Raw genomic sequence first — 16,573 nt, 5'->3', positions numbered from 1 at the left:
AGAACGGACTTTTAATAAGATCTTTCTTTTATTCAAAGAAGGCTTTTATACAAAGGTCTTTCTTTAACGGGAACACTATGAAACCCATACATCACAAAGCTAAAAAACGCTTCGGTCAAAATTTTTTACACGATCCTACGGTGATCGATCGTATCGTTGCCTGCATCAATCCCAAGTCAGGGGATAACCTGATAGAAATTGGCCCAGGCCCAGGTGCACTGACCCAGCCAGTATTAAAAAAAGCCGGAGCCATGCGCGTTATCGAATTGGACAGAGAAGTCATCCCCAAGTTAAAAATGTTCTGCCTTGGCGATGGTGATCTCGACGTTATCGAGTCAGACGCACTGAATATCGATTTCACCGAGTTTGCGGATAAGCCGCAATCGCTGCGAGTCATTGGTAATCTGCCTTACAATATTTCCACCCCATTGATGTTCCACCTGTTTCAGCAAATTGAAGTGATAAAGGATATGCACTTCATGCTACAAAAAGAAGTGGTGCAAAGGCTTGTTGCGGTACCGGGCACCAAAAGCTATGGCAGGCTCAGCATCATGGCGCAGTATTACGCCAAGCCGGAGTTGATGTTTATTGTAAAACCCGGCGCATTTAATCCGCCACCCAAGGTAGACTCAGCAATCATACGACTGACACCTAAACAGCCGCACGAGATTATTCCAACCGATGTCGAGTTAATGAATAAAGTGGTCACAGGGGCTTTTAGTCTACGCCGCAAAACCCTGCGCAACAGTTTAAAAAGCTTTCTTAATGAAGCTGACTTTGCAGCACTGGATATATCCATGAAAGCCCGTGCCGAAGAGCTAACACCGGAACAGTTTATCAGCATCACCAATTATCTTGTTCAGCAGAAACAGACCCGATCATCATAAACGGCTGTTAATGTATTCATTACCTCAACTAAAAAACAACCGTGGCCGGTTAAACGGCAAATGCCTGACGTTTACCGGTAAACTCGCTATAATCCATGACCCTAAGCAACACTAATCAACGACATTGCAAAAAAACTATGCCAACAACTCAACAAGACTTTTTAAAACTGGCCATCGATAAGCAAGCCCTGAAATTTGGTGAATTCACCTTAAAATCAGGCCGCACCAGCCCGTATTTTTTCAACGCCGGGTTATTTTCAACGGGTCGTGACCTACACTTTCTGGGTCAGTATTACGCTGAAACGCTGATCAACGAAAACGCCAACTTTGATATGTTGTTTGGCCCGGCCTACAAAGGCATACCCTTGGCGACAGTTACCGGTTCAGCACTCTACGCCAATCATAAGCAAGACTATCCGGTTTGTTACAATCGCAAAGAAGCCAAAGCCCATGGTGAAGGTGGTAGCCTTGTGGGCGCACCATTAAAAGGCAGGGTAATGATTGTGGATGACGTAATAACCGCCGGAACTGCGATTCGTGAATCCATAGATATCATACAGTCACACGGTGCCGAACCCGCCGGTGTATTGGTAGCGCTCGACCGTCAGGAAAAAGGCCAAGGCCAACTATCGGCAATCCAGGAAGTCGAACGAGATTACAAAATACCCGTTTACGGCATTGTAAATTTGACGGACTTGGCAGAATTTATTAAAACAGACGCTCAACTCTCTGTTTTTAACGACAAAATTGCTGAATATAGAACGAATTACGGTGTAACCGGATAAAATTCTGCTAAAGTAACTATATGAAAAATATAATGATCAAGCCCTTGCGCACTCTAAGCCTGCTGTTAGTTGTCGCTACACTTTTCAGCCCCTTAACGCATGCCAAAAAGTATTACCGATTTGTTAATGATGAAGGGCAAGTCATTTTAATTGATCAACTGACACCCGAAGCCGTTAACAAAGGTTACGATGTCATCAACGAACAAGGTCAGTTAGTTCAAAGTGTGCCGCCAGCAAAAACACTGGGCGAACTGCAGGAAGAAAAACAGCGTCAACTGGAAGAAAAGCGTAAACAGCGTGAGCAACAACGGCAAATTCGACGCGATGCCGAGCTGTTAAGACTGTTCGGCTCTGCAGAAGATATTATGCGCGCACGCGACTCGGCATTGCTTGGCATTGAACAGCGACAGGAACTCAATAATAACGATCAACAGTTACTGAAAGCTTCCCTTGAAGATTTACAAAGACGGGCGGCCGATTATGAGCGACTCGGTAAACCAGTCCCTCAAAAATTAAAAGACAACATTACGTCTACTCAAAAGCAAATTGCTGAGCGTGAACGTAATGAAACCATTATTGAACAAGAACGCGAGAGTATAGTCGCCAATTTCGAGCGCGACTTAATTCGCTTTAAAGAACTGCAAGCCAAACGTATGGCGCATAAGTTCAAAAACAACCGCGACAAGTCTAATCAGGCCAATATGATGGTCATGTCGTGTAATGAAGTTGAATACTGCAAAAACATCTGGCAACTGGCGCAGGTGTACGCACAAACCACCGCCAGTGGCCGACTGGAAGTGGTCACCGACACCATCATTTTAACCTCTGCCCCCAAAGCCGATACCGAAATTGGTATTGCGTTTTCAAAGCTACCGTCAAAAGCCGACACACAAATTATTCTTGAAGTCTCCTGCAATAACACCGATGCCGGCGAACAACTTTGTGCCAGCTCAGAAGCTCGAAAAGTGGTTCAGGGTTTTCAGGATTTTATTGATAAGCAGTTACGGTAAGCATTTTTCCAGAACCATTATAAACAAGCCAATTTATCTATAGTGGTTCTTTTAAACTCATTAATCCCATTCACCTTTTTCTAATTGCTCTAACTTATCGGAAACATTTACCTGATCAAGTACCCACTTAATGACGGTATTTTTTAAGTCAGGAAAACCGAGCAATATGGCACCAATAACATTGCCTTCACGCAGCACCAGTTTTCGGTATTTTCCATCCTGTTCCAATGCAATGACTTGATCGGTATCTTTTCCAACAAAATCGCCCATCGATAATAACTCAACACCAACCACTTTTAATGCGGTCGGCTGAGGTTGATGCTGGTATTCGTTGTGATCACCCAATGCATTTAAAGCCGCAATTTTTCCTTGCTCAACAGCAACCGTCCATAACCCGGGGATCGCTCCGGGCGCAGAGTCCATTTCAGCAAGATCACCCGCCACATAAATATCAGCAGCCGCTTTTAATTGAGAATCAACAATGACACCACGATGCGTGTTTAATCCAGCTTCTTCAGCCAAAGATGTATTAGGCGCAATGCCGGCAGCTACCAGTAACAAATCACAGCGCTCTGTTTCGCCATTTTTTAATACAATATCTGTTGCTCTATTTTCACCCGAAACACTGGCCACTTCAGACTGATAACGAATGTGCAAACCAAGCCCACTCAGATACTCATGTAAAATTTTTGCGGCGGTTGCATCGAGCTGGCGTTTTAATAGATGTTCGGATCGCTCCAGCACGGTCACACGCAATCCAATTTTCAGCAGTGCATAGGCGGCTTCGAGCCCTAATAAACCGCCTCCGGCTACCACTGCGAACCTAGTATCTTTGGTTTGAACATAATCCCGAATGCTCATGGCATCGTCTGCACTGCGCAAACAAAAACAACCATCACAACCGAAACCATCAATGTCGGGTAAATTCGCTTCACTGCCTGCCGTTAAAATTAACTTGTCATACTCAATCTGCTCACCCGTTGCTAACTTAACCAGCTTCTGTTTTAGATCTATCGATTTGGCACGTGTGTTCAACCAGTTATCTATCATGCGCACTTTATACCAGTCTTCTGGCAACAACATTAATCCCTGCATGCCGCTACTGGTATAAATTAATTTGGAAATCGCCATACGATTATAGAGAGGGTATTTTTCAGAGCCTATCAAATCAATTTTAAGAGTTGGATGAAATCGACGTAAATAATCAGCAGCCGTTACGCCAGCGATTCCATTACCAATAATCACCACATGCTTAACCGATTTATCAAGACTGAATTTTGGCACCAGTGTTTGTTGCGAGGCAGACGCCTGAGGATCGAGATCAATGGTAACATTGCCATTCACCTGAGCACTGCATGCCATGCGTACACGTTTAAAATACCCCAGCCGTTCTAATGTAGATTGCTCTTCGGCTCCTTTTTCTGAAAGATTTTCTTCCCCCTCAAGTATCGCAACCGGATCAGCGCCACAAGCACCCATTCGACAGCCAGAATTAATTTTTTCGCCGTTGTTTTCTAATAAATCCAGTAAACTTGTTCCCTTTTCCGCCACCAGTTGAACACCACTTGGTTTCACTTCAACCACAGGATTATCGGTTTGCTGAGTACGCTTTCGGGTCAATGGGCTGTTTGAACCAACCTTCACCGTATTCGATGCAAATAGCTGTGATAAGAATACTTTTTCTTTTTCAAATGTTCGAAATACCCACTGTAAGGCCAACAACAATATTGCTGTTCGTGCCGACCATAATGCCCACTCAGGTACATTCGTATGAGTAAGCTGTTCTATGCTTGAAAAGATTACCGGCAACGAAAACCAGTAAAATAAATTGATGCTGATCATCGCAAACAAGGTTGTAATTTTATGCGGCGATACTTTAATAAAAGTTTCCAGCACTTGATAACTGCCGATACCCACCAGACAGTAAAAACCAAACTGTAAGTAAAGCTCCCACCAACTCATTGCTTGCGAATAATCGATAGTAAAAAAAGCAACTACTAGCCCGGGCATTAATCCGGCAAAGAATTTACGATCCGCGCCATACACAGGATCTTTATCGTAGAGATCGGCCAAGTAGGCGACTTTAGGATTAAAGTCATAACAATTACGGGTACAACCAACGCAGGGCTGACAATGACTGTTTGGAATAAATGCAGCGGGGGTTTGCGCATAAAGGCGCTGCACGGGCAATAATGGGCAAAAGCTTCCGCACCAGCCACTTTTTCCCTTAAATATTATTCCTCCTAATAAAGCCAATGCCAGTGCCATAAGAATTAAAACCGAGAGCGCAAAAGCGTCATCGTTTAACATTATTTTTCTTAAAGGTACTGCTATAAATAATAATACGATACCGATCACTGTCGCGTAGCGCCTTAGTCCTTTTGGCAGTTCTAACTCCAGGCTTATACGAAATAGTCGGGGCAACTGATTGGTTGCAGCCAGCGGGCAGAGATTACGCCAAATGCCGGGCACCATCCAAAAAACAAACGGTAAAACAGGCACCAGCAATCCCCAGAATATTAGCAGTGCCAATTCTGGCTCATGCCAACACAAAGCAATAAAGCTCACTATTGCAATAAAACTGCCCACACGCAGCAGATGCCAGCACCATACCGGCAGCCAACGTTTTTGCTGCATATAATTTGGAAAAGCAATGTCGTCCTTGTCACTCACTAACGATTCCCCTGTGCTAAAAACTCCGTTGTTTGTCGTAATCGCAACGATATTATTTTACCCAGATCGAGTAAAAGATTCCGTGCCAACGCCGGGTGCTTTGCAGATAACACCATAAAATTGGAGCGGTTAAGTCGATACAGCTCACCGTCGGTATGCGCTCGACAGGTTAAAGAGCGAGGCTGCTCATCAAGAAATGACTGTTCACCAATCACCGAGCCTGCTGTAATCATGGTCAGCCGTTTTTGTGCTTTATTCCGCCCTACGGAAATCAGAACTTCCAGCTCCCCCTCGGCAATTAAAAACAGAGAGTCCGCTTCGTCGCCAGCAACTATAAGATAATCACCAGCTTTAAACCGCTGAGTGGATGTAAAGGAAAGTAGCGTGTCCCAGTCTTGCTCCGTTGCATCTTTCAGCAAAACAAGCCCTTCCTGAGACGTCACTGAAGATTCAGTGGAGTAATCAAAGAAATTGGATGTGTCCATGTCATTTCTCGCTCATTTTTTGTGCAATGACCAGACAATCATATTCCATTGGTAGAAATAATCAAATTTTAATAGTTTCACACTGTTTGGTGAAACTTACCGCTCTACGGGCGCTATGTCCTTATACTTTTCCGAAAAACGGGTTAACTCATCCTTACTGTACTGCGTATTAACTCGTTTGATTGATGCCGGTTGATGCTCAAGACTGACACCATCTCTTCTGGCTTGTTTTGGTCTGATAGGACGAGTCACAAAACCGCCGCCACAGTTGGGGCAAACATTGTTTAAAACCTCATTCACACAGGTAATACAAAAGGTACATTCGTAACTGCAAATCATTGCCTCTAACGAATTGGCAGCAAGATCCTTATGCAGCATTCACAGTTAGGCCTTATTTCTAGAAGCTATCTCAAAAATGCTGCACTTGATGATACCGCGTTAAATTTCGACTCAAAATGCTCATTTACTGCGTGTAAACTGTGCTTTCTCGTCAAAATTTGCCTTGTCTCACCTTCGTTCGCTATTTTTGAGATGGCTTCTAACATAATCTTAGGAATCTTTTTGATATGACTGAAAATTAATTGCGAATAATAACAAAGACCTAATTTTTATCCGTTGCCCACTGACGGATAATATCGTGCAACTGGCTAACACCATCGGTTAAGCAGGCAGGGCCGGGCTGTAAAATATCGGCCGACTTTATTTCAAACAGTTGATTATTTTTTACTGCAGGAATGTCTTGCCAACCTTCTCTTTCTCTCACTTTTTCTGCCTTAAATTTACGACCGCACCAGGAACCAATAATGATATCGGGCTGTGCGTTAATAATATCGGCATGGTCAGCAATGATGCGATCTTTACCCAGGCTATTTTTCGCCATGTGCGCAAAGCAATCTTCGCCACCAGCCAGCTCAAGCAGTTCAGACACCCACTGAATACCACAAATATGGGGCTCGTACCATTCTTCAAAATATACTCTGGGTCGATGAGTTAGTTCACTGGCCTGCTGTTTAATTTTATGTAAATGCGCATCAAATTGCTCGATTAATGCGTTGGCTTTTATAGGCTCTCCAATCAGTGACCCTAACGTTTGTAACATGGTTAAAATTTCGTGAATACTGCGCTGATTAAATATATGCACTTCTACACCGGCTCTTACCAGTTCTGCGGCGATATCGGCTTGCATATCGGAAAAACCTAATACCAGATCGGGTTTGAGATCTAATATTTTGTCGATTTTGGCACTGGTAAACGCCGAGACTTTCGGCTTTTCTTTACGCGCTATGGCAGGTCGTACCGTATAACCGGAAACGCCAACAATGCGATCTTGCTCACCCATTAAATAAAGCGCTTCGGTGGTTTCTTCGGTTAAACAGACAATGCGTTGAGGATAACTGAGCGACATATTAACTCTTTGGTAGATTTACAATGATAGGCATTGTGCAAGACTTAACGTGATTTTTCCAGCCGCAAACTTAATAGGGTGATCATTTATCTATTTTCGGAGATTAATATTCGAAGATAAATACTCAACAATTACTATTCGGAAAATAATATTCAGAGGATCATATTTAAGAAGACAGCAGACTGCTTTTGTCAAAAGGAATGATATTGTCAAACTGTTTGATTAGTTCTTTTGCACGGCAAGGTGGTGAGAAATAATGCCCCTGGAACAGATAACAACCATGTTCGGTAAAAAACTTAACCTGACGAGCATTTTCTATTCCTTCGGCAACCACTTCAAGTCCCAGTTGGTTGGCCATACTAATAATGGTTTTAGCTATCGCTTCACTGTCTTTATCGCCGGGAATATCATTAACAAAGGATTTATCAATTTTCAGTTTATCGAGTGGCAGTTTTTTCAAGTAGGACAAAGATGAATACCCGGTACCAAAATCATCCAGTGAAATTTTAATGCCTTTAGCTTTTAAAATACTCAATACTTCTACAGCGCGATCCATATCCATCATCAACATGCTTTCGGTCACTTCAAGCTCAATCAACTCCACTGGAATACCAGTTCGCTTTATCATTTTATCGATGTATGGAATCAGAGATTTATGGGCTATTTGTTTTGCTGATAAATTAATGGTGACGTAAAAATCTTGCTTAAACTGATCACGCCATTGCATGGCCTGCTCACAGGCTTCATTTAATACATATTCACCAAGATCAATAATACTGCCGGATTCTTCTGCAATGGGAATAAACTCCAACGGAAAGATGATATGTTCCTGCCGATGATCCCAACGAACCAATGCTTCACATCCCCGAAAACTGTTGGTGCGGGTATCAAACTGTGGCTGATAAACCAAAAATAAATCCTTTTGATTAATGGCCTGCCGCAATTCAACTTTAAGTTTTTCTTTTCGCTTTATGCTTTCTTCCATACTCTGATGGAATATAACAATTTTATTTCGCCCCATACTTTTTGCATGATACATCGCCAAGTCGGCCCGTTTAATGGCTTCATCACCTTCTTCTGCATCATACGGAAAAAAGACAATACCCTGACTGATAGAAATAGAAATTTCATGTCGACCAATAATGGTTTCTTTGATCACCTCTTTGCGAATTTTTCGAGCGATTAGTAGTGCATTAGTTTTTGCTTCTTCAAATGTCTCACCCAACTCACTAAGAAGCACCACGTATTCGTCGCCACCAAAACGCGCCACGGTATCAGACTCACGACAATGTTTACGTATTCTGGCTGCAGTCACCTGCAATAAAACATCGCCCACAGAGTGCCCCAGTGTGTCGTTTACATTTTTAAACAGATCCAGATCCACAAACACCACAGCACCAATTCGATGATGTCGCTTCGACAGTGCCATGGCTTGAGCTAATCGGTCCATTAATAAACTGCGATTAGGCAAATCGGTCAGTTCATCGTGTTTTGCCAGGTGCTCAATACGTTCGGTAGTAAGTTTCTGTTCGGTGATATCAACCGCTACACTCACGACTGCTGGGATATGACTTTTCTTTCTAACAAAGGGAACTTTGGCCAACTGAAAAAACCGTGAGTCGCCAAACTTTTTGCAGACTTCCACTTCCTGGTTAACATTTCCTACCTGGCGCCCCATCACTTTTTCATCATCACCAAGCAGTCCTTCCAGATAAGGTTGCTGATGCATTAATTGCGCACGGGTACTTTGCCTAAGTTCTTGAGTGGTTAAATTGAATACCCGGGTAGTGGCTAAATTAGCCAGTATAACTTTTCCGGTTGCATCCGTTGCAAAAATGGCATGAGGCACCAGATTGATAATTTGTTTTAATTGCGCTTCGCTCAAAGATAATTCCTGAGTTCGCCGTTGCACTTCTCGTCGCAGTAAAAATATCATTAACAGGGTAACTAATAATATGGTACCCAGTGCGACTAAAGTGTATGTAAGCCACTGAGGAAATTCGGTACTGGTCTGTCGATTCACCCATTGATCGGTAATACTATAATAAACCGAATTATTGTCTTTTTTCCATTCCGATAAGGTTTGATCGATGGCGTTTAACAATTCCTTATTTTGTCCTTTTTTAGTTGCAAACAACACCGGAAAAGGATTAAACATTACATCCGATCGCGCCACATTATATTGATTTTCATAGACATAACCATAAAGGCTGTTTACCACGCCAGCGGCTACTTTTTTATCGTCAATGGCACGAAACACATCATCGTAAGAATTCATCGGTTTGATAATGCAATCAACGCCAAACTTTCGGCATAACTCGGCAAATCGAATACCGGAAATACCATTTCGTAGCACTGCGATTTTTCGCTGATCCAGATCGAGAAAGTTTTTTGCGGAGATATTCGGTTGTGTGTACAGCTGCCCCCAAACATTCAGGACACTCTGTTCGGAGAAATCAAATTCACGCCCTCGCGCATCGGAATAGCCAATACCGGTCATCACATCGATTTTTTGCTGACGAAGTCGGTCGAGCTGCATCGACCAGTTGTCCATGATCCACTCCACTTGCCAATTATGTTGCTCGGCAATTTTTGCAATAAGTGGTGGTATCACCCCTTCCAACTGCCCACTGGTGCTGGGCTGAACCAGAGGAGGCATGGGCGAGCCGCCAAACCGAACTACTTTTGGTTCATTGGCAGCAAAGCTCATTGAGCCGATAAATATCCCAATCAGGGTGACAATTCGTCGCACAAAACCCCATATCTCAAATAATTATTACTTTAAACTTAATACAATACGCCAGAATAACAAAGCTTTTTCAGACTCTTACAAGCGAACGGTTTAATAGAGGAAAAATTGAGAAGAAATCAGTCTAAACAAGTGCTACAGAACTTGCTGCTATAAAATCATCTATATTTTTGTCTTTTTGACTGTCCAAAATATATTTCACAAACTCTTTCTATAAGTCTTTATGTGAACCAGGTCGAAGTTTCATATTAGCGCCTTGACAATAACGCACTTGCCTATACATTATGAGCGTTAGTGTTGTCAGTGCTGAAGTTGCTATTATGAGCCAGTTGTCACTCGAATTATTCAAGCAATCCATCGAAAAATCTCTCGATATTGTTCTAATTATGGAAGCTAACTTTGAAGACGTTGGCGGCTCAACTATTGTTTATGTCAATCAGGCCTTTTGCGACACCTTTGGTTTTAGCAAAGATGAAATGATTGGCAAAACGCCGCGCATGCTGCAAGGCGAGCAAACCGATAAAATGACTCGAATGGAAATACGAGTATCTCTTAAGCAAAAAAAGCCCCTCACCTCAACCATTTTAAATTACACAAAATCGGGTAATCCACTTTGGCTCGATATCAATATTGTTCCACTGGAAGATGACTCGGGTCAGGTGACGCACTTTTTTGCCACTGAACGGGTAATTTCCGAAAACTTGTAATTTCTCTAACAAAGCGTCTGCGCGGAATACGCATTATTGGGTCCAATTCCGCTCCATAATCGGCAGGTGGTCGTATAAAAAGGTTCTCGTATGAATAATATGAAATCTCAAATGCCTGAAACACTGGACTTACCGCAAAACATATTTAAACAGGCAGTGGATAACGCTCTCGATATCATTATGATCACCGAGGTGAATAGCGATGACCCGGGTAATAATCGCATTATTTACGTCAATGAAGCGTTTATCCAACACTTTGGTTACGAGCGGGACGAAGTGATAGGAAAAAGCCCGCGAATGCTTCAAGGTGAAGACACCAATGAAGAAACCCGCTTTAAAATAAGAGAAGCGCTCAGCAATGGCTGGCCCATCGACGCCGAAATCATTAACTACGATAAGCAGGGAAAAAAATACTGGATAGATTTAAAAATGGTGCCTTTATACGGCGATGATGATCACGTCACTCACTACCTTTTTATAGAACGTGATTTATCCGAGAGAAAGAGTAAAGAACAACAGTTGTATGAAAAAGCCACCATTGACGATCTAACCCAGCTATTTAACCGACACCATACCTATCAGCTGGCCTCTCAAGCCATCGAAAAAGCACAACGTTACCAAACCACACTCAGCGCCATAATGCTCGATATAGACCACTTCAAAGAGGTGAACGATACCTACGGGCACCCCACGGGCGATAAAGTACTCACAAAGCTATCAAAACTGATAAAAGATCAGGTTCGTAAAGCGGATATCGTTGGGCGGGTCGGTGGCGAAGAGTTCTTTATCTTATTGCCAGAAGTCTCAGTTGAAGAAGCTTATGCCATGGCAGAGCGGATTCGTTCAAGCGTTGAACGTAAATCCTGGCGGGCAACCGGTGTGGAAAATGGCATCACCATTAGCCTGGGCGTTACTGAATACCATAACGATAATCTCGAGTCCCTTATCGCGAAATCTGATAAGTCCCTTTATCACGCCAAAGAAACAGGCCGTAATCGGGTCATCAAATTTAACGATATTCCTCAATAAATAAAGAATTCCAGCAAACTGACCATGAACTGCTAAACTTGAAACAGGTTTTGTTTATTGTTGGTTGTTGAATGCCAGACAAAAAAGTATTTATATCTTCCTGGCTGCTCTCTCTTTGCGTTCTACTATTGAATCCCTGTTTTGGGGCAGGTTCCACTTCGCTTCAAATATCTGGCACAGCTATAAGTTCTGCATTAGTTAAAAATACTGTTTCGCATCAAATCAGTGAGAATGGATCTGCCACCTATTCTTTGTCGTACCAGTTTCCTGTGGCTGCCGCTACTCGTTTTCCAGAGATTCGTCGGAGCCAAAACTGGCAACCCTCTGGCAATGGATGGGTACGAGAACATATGTTCCATGATGGGTTCTGGTTTGGCGAGCTGCCAAAAGTCGCCTGGTTAAAAGTTTCATTTTCGGATGTTATGCAATCTCGTACCACACCCATTTGGCTGGAACTTGCCTCCAGTGGTGTCAGTGATGCCACGCTTTATTATCAACTGCCTAATGGCATTTGGCGTTCCATAAATAGTGATGCAGTATATGGTTCCAATGCGAAATACGCTCCCTCACGATTTATCAGCTTTCCACTGCTCAATGAACTAAAACAGCAACCGATTTACCTTCGGGTAGAAGCCAGTAATCGACTGCATTTACAAGTGAACGTAAAAGAAAATGCTGACTTTCAAAGCCATAATACTCAGGTCGATATAATTTTTGCCATCGGCTACGGCATTTTACTGGTCATGGCATTATACAACCTTGTTATCGGAAGTTTTTTAAATGACAAGCTCTATTATCTTTATTCAGGCGCAATTGTTACATCATTAATTTACCAATTTTTTGCACACGGTCACGCTCGCCTTTTTGGTAACTTTAACTGGGACATTGTCAATTCTGCTCTCAATATTTTTGCAATGTTAAGTGCTTTTATCGCGACTGTGTTCCTATATTACTTTATAAACTTTCCTCAATATGTACCAAAACTCTCCCGTTATATTCGAATATTTCTGTACTTGTTTGGTGTTGCAACGTTGCTAACATTTGTATTACCAAGCAACCTCAGTTTGAATATTGCATTGTTAATTGCCGGACCAACGCCCCTAATAGCCATGACACTGGCAATAATTGCCTGGTATCACGGCAGTCTGTCCGCCAAAATTTTTGTCTACGCCTGGTCGGTTTACATTGTTGGTGGATTCTTATGGGTGCTTTACTGGCTAGGTCTTGTCACTCTTAATCTAGCCGTCGAATTACCTCTTTTAATTGGTGCAGCACTGGAAAGTATCCTTTTATCATTGGCACTGGGTTATCGCATCAAACTACTCAGAGAGCAAAGTTCTCAATTACAAGTGAGTGAAAGCCATTATAAAAAAATCAGTATGACCGATGGTTTAACTCGGCTGGCAAACCGACGGGCATTCGATGAGCAATTAGCAAAGTTACACACTAAAAATCTGCATTACAGTCTGGTCTTATTGGATATCGATCACTTTAAACAATTTAATGATGCCTATGGTCATCCGGCTGGCGATAAAGTCATTCGTAATCTAGCGGATATCCTAAATGAAACGGTTCGTGAAAATGATTTGGCCGCAAGAATTGGTGGCGAAGAATTTGCTCTAATTATTCAAAACGATGATGTGAAAGTCGCGTTTAATATTGCGGAACGCATTCGTGTTGCCTTTTCAAAATCAACTTTTCATGTTAATGGCAAGTCAGTCAGATGCACCGTAAGTATTGGTGTATCGAGTGCTCAGGAAGAACCGCAAAATATTATTCTGGAGCGTACCGATCAGGCACTGTACCGCTCAAAAAAACTGGGACGCGATCAAACTCAAATTGCTCACGTCTAAAGTTTTTTGAGCTAAGTTAAGGCGCCACCGGAGGGCTTATCTGTTTTTCTGCAGTGTACCAGCATTCCATCAAATCTTTCGTCAACTTTTGCTCTATTTCTATCGCCAGTTCCGTTGGGCAAAATATAGTGATCGACACCACTAAATTACCATATTCATTGGTTGCTATCTGTAAGTCGGGCTCTGGTCCACTGATGGTCACCTCAAGTCGTTTTTCAATTAATACACTGTAACGATGGGCAACTTCATTAAATGGCTCACAGTATTCATTCGCTTTTTCGAGAATTTTATCTTTGAATAAAAACACATTCAGTTTCGGTGGCAAAGTCACACTGAATGAGTGGTTGGCGTAACGTCGCAGATAATTTAAGTTTTTAACCGCGTGGGTAACAAACTGATTGTTTGGAATTGACAATGACTTACCGGTATAGGCATAACCGCGTTCATCCACTTCCAGTAAGTTGACTTTTAGCCAGTCTCTGTTGGCCACTTCACCAAACACACCGTCTATCTGGATCCAGTCTCCCACGGCAAAAGCTCGGGTACTGGAAATATAGATAAAGCCTAACAGACACTGAATGTATTCCCGTGTTGCTAAAACAATCGCCACCATAAACGCAGCAATGGACAAGGCAAAGCTCTGTATTTCACCCGACCAGATAAGAAAAATAACAATAAACAGTAAAAAATTGGTCAGATTGCGCAGCGTACTGATGGTTGAACGTTTGTCTTTTTTCTTGCGCTTGGCACGATTTCGCAGCGCTTTTATAATCAGCTCACGGTTAAACAATACAATCATTATCAGGATCAATGAGCTGATAACTTTGTATTCAACAATTAGATTCGATAACTGATTCAAAAAATACACGGCTTTACCATTGCGAGTTTACTTTTTAGTCCAATAGCGTCAGAGGCTAATGGACAGTTCAACATTAAACCGAATGCGCTGCCAAATCCACAGCTTAATCAGTCTTTTACTAACTGGACATTCTCTTTTTCTAACTGGACATCCAATGATGGCCGGGCAGAGGCACAAATCTTTCGCGACAATCGATATACGATCCGGCCATTACTCAGTCTTCTGTCATTTAACTTGGTATGACTTAATTAACCTCATTAAATTGAGCGCTACTCTACCATTCATGCCGTCGCTTGATAACCACTAAGCCGAACAACCTCAAGAGCGCTATAGCAGTGCTCTTAAGCCTGAACACAGAGTATTTAACCAGAATGTCTACTGACTAACGGTATCAGTTTGAATTTTAATTAAAATTGGGTACTATTTCTTGTTCATTTGTATAGGGAACTGGCTTATTTATGCCGTATCAGGATCAAATTGCCTCGGTTGCACAAATCGCCGAACACATTCGTGAGTCGATTAAAACTGCTATTGAAGCACTGGAAAAATACCACTCGGATATAGAGCCTACTTCAGCTAGAAAGTCGGCCTGGGCCAGTGTTTACCAACTCAACCGGGTATTTACTTTTATCGAGCTGCCAGCGGCCAGCCTGCTGACACGCGATATCTGTAATGTTTTAAAGACCTTTAGCGATCCTTATAACGATGAAGACCAGCAAAGGCTTGAGTCGGTGATCTACAGCCTGTCATTACTTGAGCGCTATATTGATTTTATCTGCAGCAAACCCTTTGACTTACCTCAGCTACTGTTTACACCCATCAATGAACTTCGTTCCATTGCCGGGATGCCACACTTTGCCGAATCGAGCTTTTTTAGCGCAAACCACCGCAAAATTCGTGACGATATTAATAAATCACAGCGGCTCGATGATTACGAAGTGGTGAAAGCGTCTCGCCGACTGCGCCAAATGTATCAAATGGGGTTGATCGAGGTGATCCGTAAAACCAATGTCGAAGGCGGCCTGTCCATGATCGCTCGCGCCCTGTTGCGGCTCGACAATCAATGCGGCAGCCCTAATGCGCCTAATCTATGGTGGATTGCCCGAGGCGCCTTAGAAGCCTTCCAGAGCGGTGGACTGGTGTTGACGCCCGAGCGAATTAAGCATCTGACCAAGCTGGATCTGCAAATCCGTGAGCTGGGTCAGGTGGATCACAACATCAATTACAAAGCCCGCGAAAAAGCCGAACAACTGGCTTTTGAACTGCTTTATCTGGTGAGCCTGTCGGATGCCGACGACAAACTGACCGAACAATTGCGACAACACTTTGAGCTTGCCAATACCGGGCTAACCGAGCGCAATCTGACGCAAGAGTTTTTATTGCTGAAAGGCTTAAAAGAAAGCGATTACGAATCGTTATTTGGTACTATTCTCGATGATATCCTGCAACTTCAAACGGATCTGATTGCCGAAGACTTTGCTGCAAAATCAAATGAACTGATGCAACTGTTCCATCAATTGAAACAGATGCACAGCTTATTTTCGGTGCTGGAATACGAGAGCTTGGAAATGTCGCTTAAGGAAGCCGCCGAACGTCTGGAACTGACGTTAAACAAACAGGCGCCCTTGTCTGATAAAGATCGACAATTTACCAGCGAAGTATTATCCAAAATAGAAACCTTGTTGAACCAGCAAAAAGTGGAACGATCTGGCAATCAAACCAATCTCAATCGATTAACGCAAACACCGGAACAAATTGAAGCCTGTAAAAATGCCCGCAAGCAAATTCAACTGGTGATCAATCAACTGGAAAATTACAGCCAGCAAGATCACGATCCTCAATTACTGCATTCGATGCCAGCTTCGCTGGGCCGTGCAGTAGACGACATTAAAAAAACCAACAGCGACAACATGGTGCCACTGGTAAAAGAGCTGATCGACACCGTCGAACAGTACTTCTTAAAACAGCCTGCCACACAACAGGCACTCGAGTTATTGGCCGACATTTTGTGCAGCATTGAGTTTCATCTACAAACTCTGGAGCAGCATCATTCGCCAAGCAATAAAATTCATCAGTTTGCCGATGAAAACCTGGCCCGTTTACGCGCCTATTTAGAACTCTAGTCGCGCAA

Annotated in this window: 13 protein-coding genes; 7 read left to right on the top strand and 6 right to left on the bottom strand. The window is 42.8% G+C overall.

Annotated elements, in window-relative coordinates; all coding sequences use genetic code 11:
- Positions 1-77 precede the first annotated feature (77 nt).
- From rsmA to C8D97_RS03080, 3 genes are all read left to right on the top strand, one after another.
- Positions 78-887: a 16S rRNA (adenine(1518)-N(6)/adenine(1519)-N(6))-dimethyltransferase RsmA gene (gene rsmA / locus C8D97_RS03090; protein ID WP_109761874.1), complete on the top strand. Its 810-nt coding sequence runs from the start codon at positions 78-80 to the stop codon at positions 885-887.
- A 137-nt stretch (positions 888-1,024) separates the two neighbouring features.
- Entirely contained in the window at positions 1,025-1,672 is a 648-nt protein-coding gene (gene pyrE / locus C8D97_RS03085) for an orotate phosphoribosyltransferase (protein ID WP_109761873.1), read from the top strand.
- Positions 1,673-1,692: 20 nt separating this feature from the next.
- Positions 1,693-2,682: a hypothetical protein gene (locus C8D97_RS03080; RefSeq protein WP_109761872.1), complete on the top strand. Its 990-nt coding sequence runs from the start codon at positions 1,693-1,695 to the stop codon at positions 2,680-2,682.
- A 60-nt stretch (positions 2,683-2,742) separates the two neighbouring features.
- On the opposite strand, the gene C8D97_RS03075 is transcribed toward C8D97_RS03080, so the two are convergent.
- The 5 genes from C8D97_RS03075 to C8D97_RS03055 form a co-directional block, all read right to left on the bottom strand.
- Positions 2,743-5,355: an FAD-dependent oxidoreductase gene (locus C8D97_RS03075; RefSeq protein ID WP_109761871.1), complete on the bottom strand. Its 2,613-nt coding sequence runs from the start codon at positions 5,353-5,355 to the stop codon at positions 2,743-2,745.
- Positions 5,355-5,840, bottom strand: a complete 486-nt coding sequence (locus tag C8D97_RS03070; RefSeq protein ID WP_109761870.1) for a cyclic nucleotide-binding domain-containing protein — start codon at positions 5,838-5,840, stop codon at positions 5,355-5,357. Before C8D97_RS03070 ends, C8D97_RS03075 begins: the two co-directional genes overlap by 1 nt.
- Before the next feature lie 96 nt (positions 5,841-5,936).
- On the bottom strand, positions 5,937-6,218 hold the full coding sequence (locus C8D97_RS03065) for a DUF1272 domain-containing protein (protein WP_245411384.1): 282 nt from the start codon (positions 6,216-6,218) through the stop codon (positions 5,937-5,939).
- 223 nt (positions 6,219-6,441) lie between these two features.
- Complete coding sequence (locus C8D97_RS03060; protein ID WP_109761869.1) at positions 6,442-7,245, bottom strand: cobalamin-binding protein; 804 nt, start codon at positions 7,243-7,245, stop codon at positions 6,442-6,444.
- A 166-nt stretch (positions 7,246-7,411) separates the two neighbouring features.
- Entirely contained in the window at positions 7,412-9,997 is a 2,586-nt protein-coding gene (locus C8D97_RS03055; RefSeq protein WP_109761868.1) for an EAL domain-containing protein, read from the bottom strand.
- Between the two features lie 281 nt (positions 9,998-10,278).
- Here C8D97_RS03055 and C8D97_RS03050 point away from each other — a divergent pair, with 281 nt between their 5' ends.
- From C8D97_RS03050 to C8D97_RS03040, 3 genes are all read left to right on the top strand, one after another.
- Positions 10,279-10,701, top strand: coding sequence for a PAS domain-containing protein (locus C8D97_RS03050; RefSeq protein WP_109761867.1), 423 nt, complete (start codon positions 10,279-10,281; stop codon positions 10,699-10,701).
- A 90-nt stretch (positions 10,702-10,791) separates the two neighbouring features.
- Positions 10,792-11,730 (top strand): GGDEF domain-containing protein, encoded by a 939-nt coding sequence (locus C8D97_RS03045; RefSeq protein WP_109761866.1) that lies wholly within the window; start codon positions 10,792-10,794, stop codon positions 11,728-11,730.
- A 71-nt stretch (positions 11,731-11,801) separates the two neighbouring features.
- Complete coding sequence (locus C8D97_RS03040) at positions 11,802-13,583, top strand: GGDEF domain-containing protein (RefSeq protein WP_109761865.1); 1,782 nt, start codon at positions 11,802-11,804, stop codon at positions 13,581-13,583.
- A gap of 16 nt (positions 13,584-13,599) precedes the next feature.
- Here the strand turns inward: C8D97_RS03040 and C8D97_RS03035 are convergent, their stop codons facing one another.
- On the bottom strand, positions 13,600-14,442 hold the full coding sequence (locus C8D97_RS03035; RefSeq protein ID WP_109761864.1) for a mechanosensitive ion channel family protein: 843 nt from the start codon (positions 14,440-14,442) through the stop codon (positions 13,600-13,602).
- A gap of 458 nt (positions 14,443-14,900) precedes the next feature.
- Between C8D97_RS03035 and C8D97_RS03030 the strand changes: the two genes are divergently transcribed.
- A complete protein-coding gene (locus tag C8D97_RS03030) occupies positions 14,901-16,565 on the top strand; it encodes a FimL-related protein (protein ID WP_109761863.1) in 1,665 nt (554 codons plus the stop codon).
- The last annotated feature ends 8 nt before the right edge of the window (positions 16,566-16,573 follow it).

This window comes from Pleionea mediterranea, assembly GCF_003148745.1.
GTDB classification, from domain to species: Bacteria; Pseudomonadota; Gammaproteobacteria; order Enterobacterales; family Kangiellaceae; genus Pleionea; species Pleionea mediterranea.
Note: the sequence above shows the minus strand (reverse complement) of the source record. Positions and strands in the feature narration are given on the sequence as shown.

Bases quoted from the DNA above. Each gene is read 5' to 3' on its own strand.
- C8D97_RS03060 (WP_109761869.1), bottom strand. From the start codon at position 7,245: ATGTCGCTCAGTTATCCTCAACGCATTGTCTGTTTAACCGAAGAAACC.
- C8D97_RS03045 (WP_109761866.1), top strand. From the start codon at position 10,792: ATGAATAATATGAAATCTCAAATGCCTGAAACACTGGACTTACCGCAA.
- rsmA (WP_109761874.1), top strand. From the start codon at position 78: ATGAAACCCATACATCACAAAGCTAAAAAACGCTTCGGTCAAAATTTT.
- C8D97_RS03070 (WP_109761870.1), bottom strand. From the start codon at position 5,840: ATGGACACATCCAATTTCTTTGATTACTCCACTGAATCTTCAGTGACG.
- pyrE (WP_109761873.1), top strand. From the start codon at position 1,025: ATGCCAACAACTCAACAAGACTTTTTAAAACTGGCCATCGATAAGCAA.
- C8D97_RS03080 (WP_109761872.1), top strand. From the start codon at position 1,693: ATGAAAAATATAATGATCAAGCCCTTGCGCACTCTAAGCCTGCTGTTA.
- C8D97_RS03050 (WP_109761867.1), top strand. From the start codon at position 10,279: ATGAGCGTTAGTGTTGTCAGTGCTGAAGTTGCTATTATGAGCCAGTTG.
- C8D97_RS03065 (WP_245411384.1), bottom strand. From the start codon at position 6,218: ATGCTGCATAAGGATCTTGCTGCCAATTCGTTAGAGGCAATGATTTGC.
- C8D97_RS03030 (WP_109761863.1), top strand. From the start codon at position 14,901: ATGCCGTATCAGGATCAAATTGCCTCGGTTGCACAAATCGCCGAACAC.
- C8D97_RS03040 (WP_109761865.1), top strand. From the start codon at position 11,802: ATGCCAGACAAAAAAGTATTTATATCTTCCTGGCTGCTCTCTCTTTGC.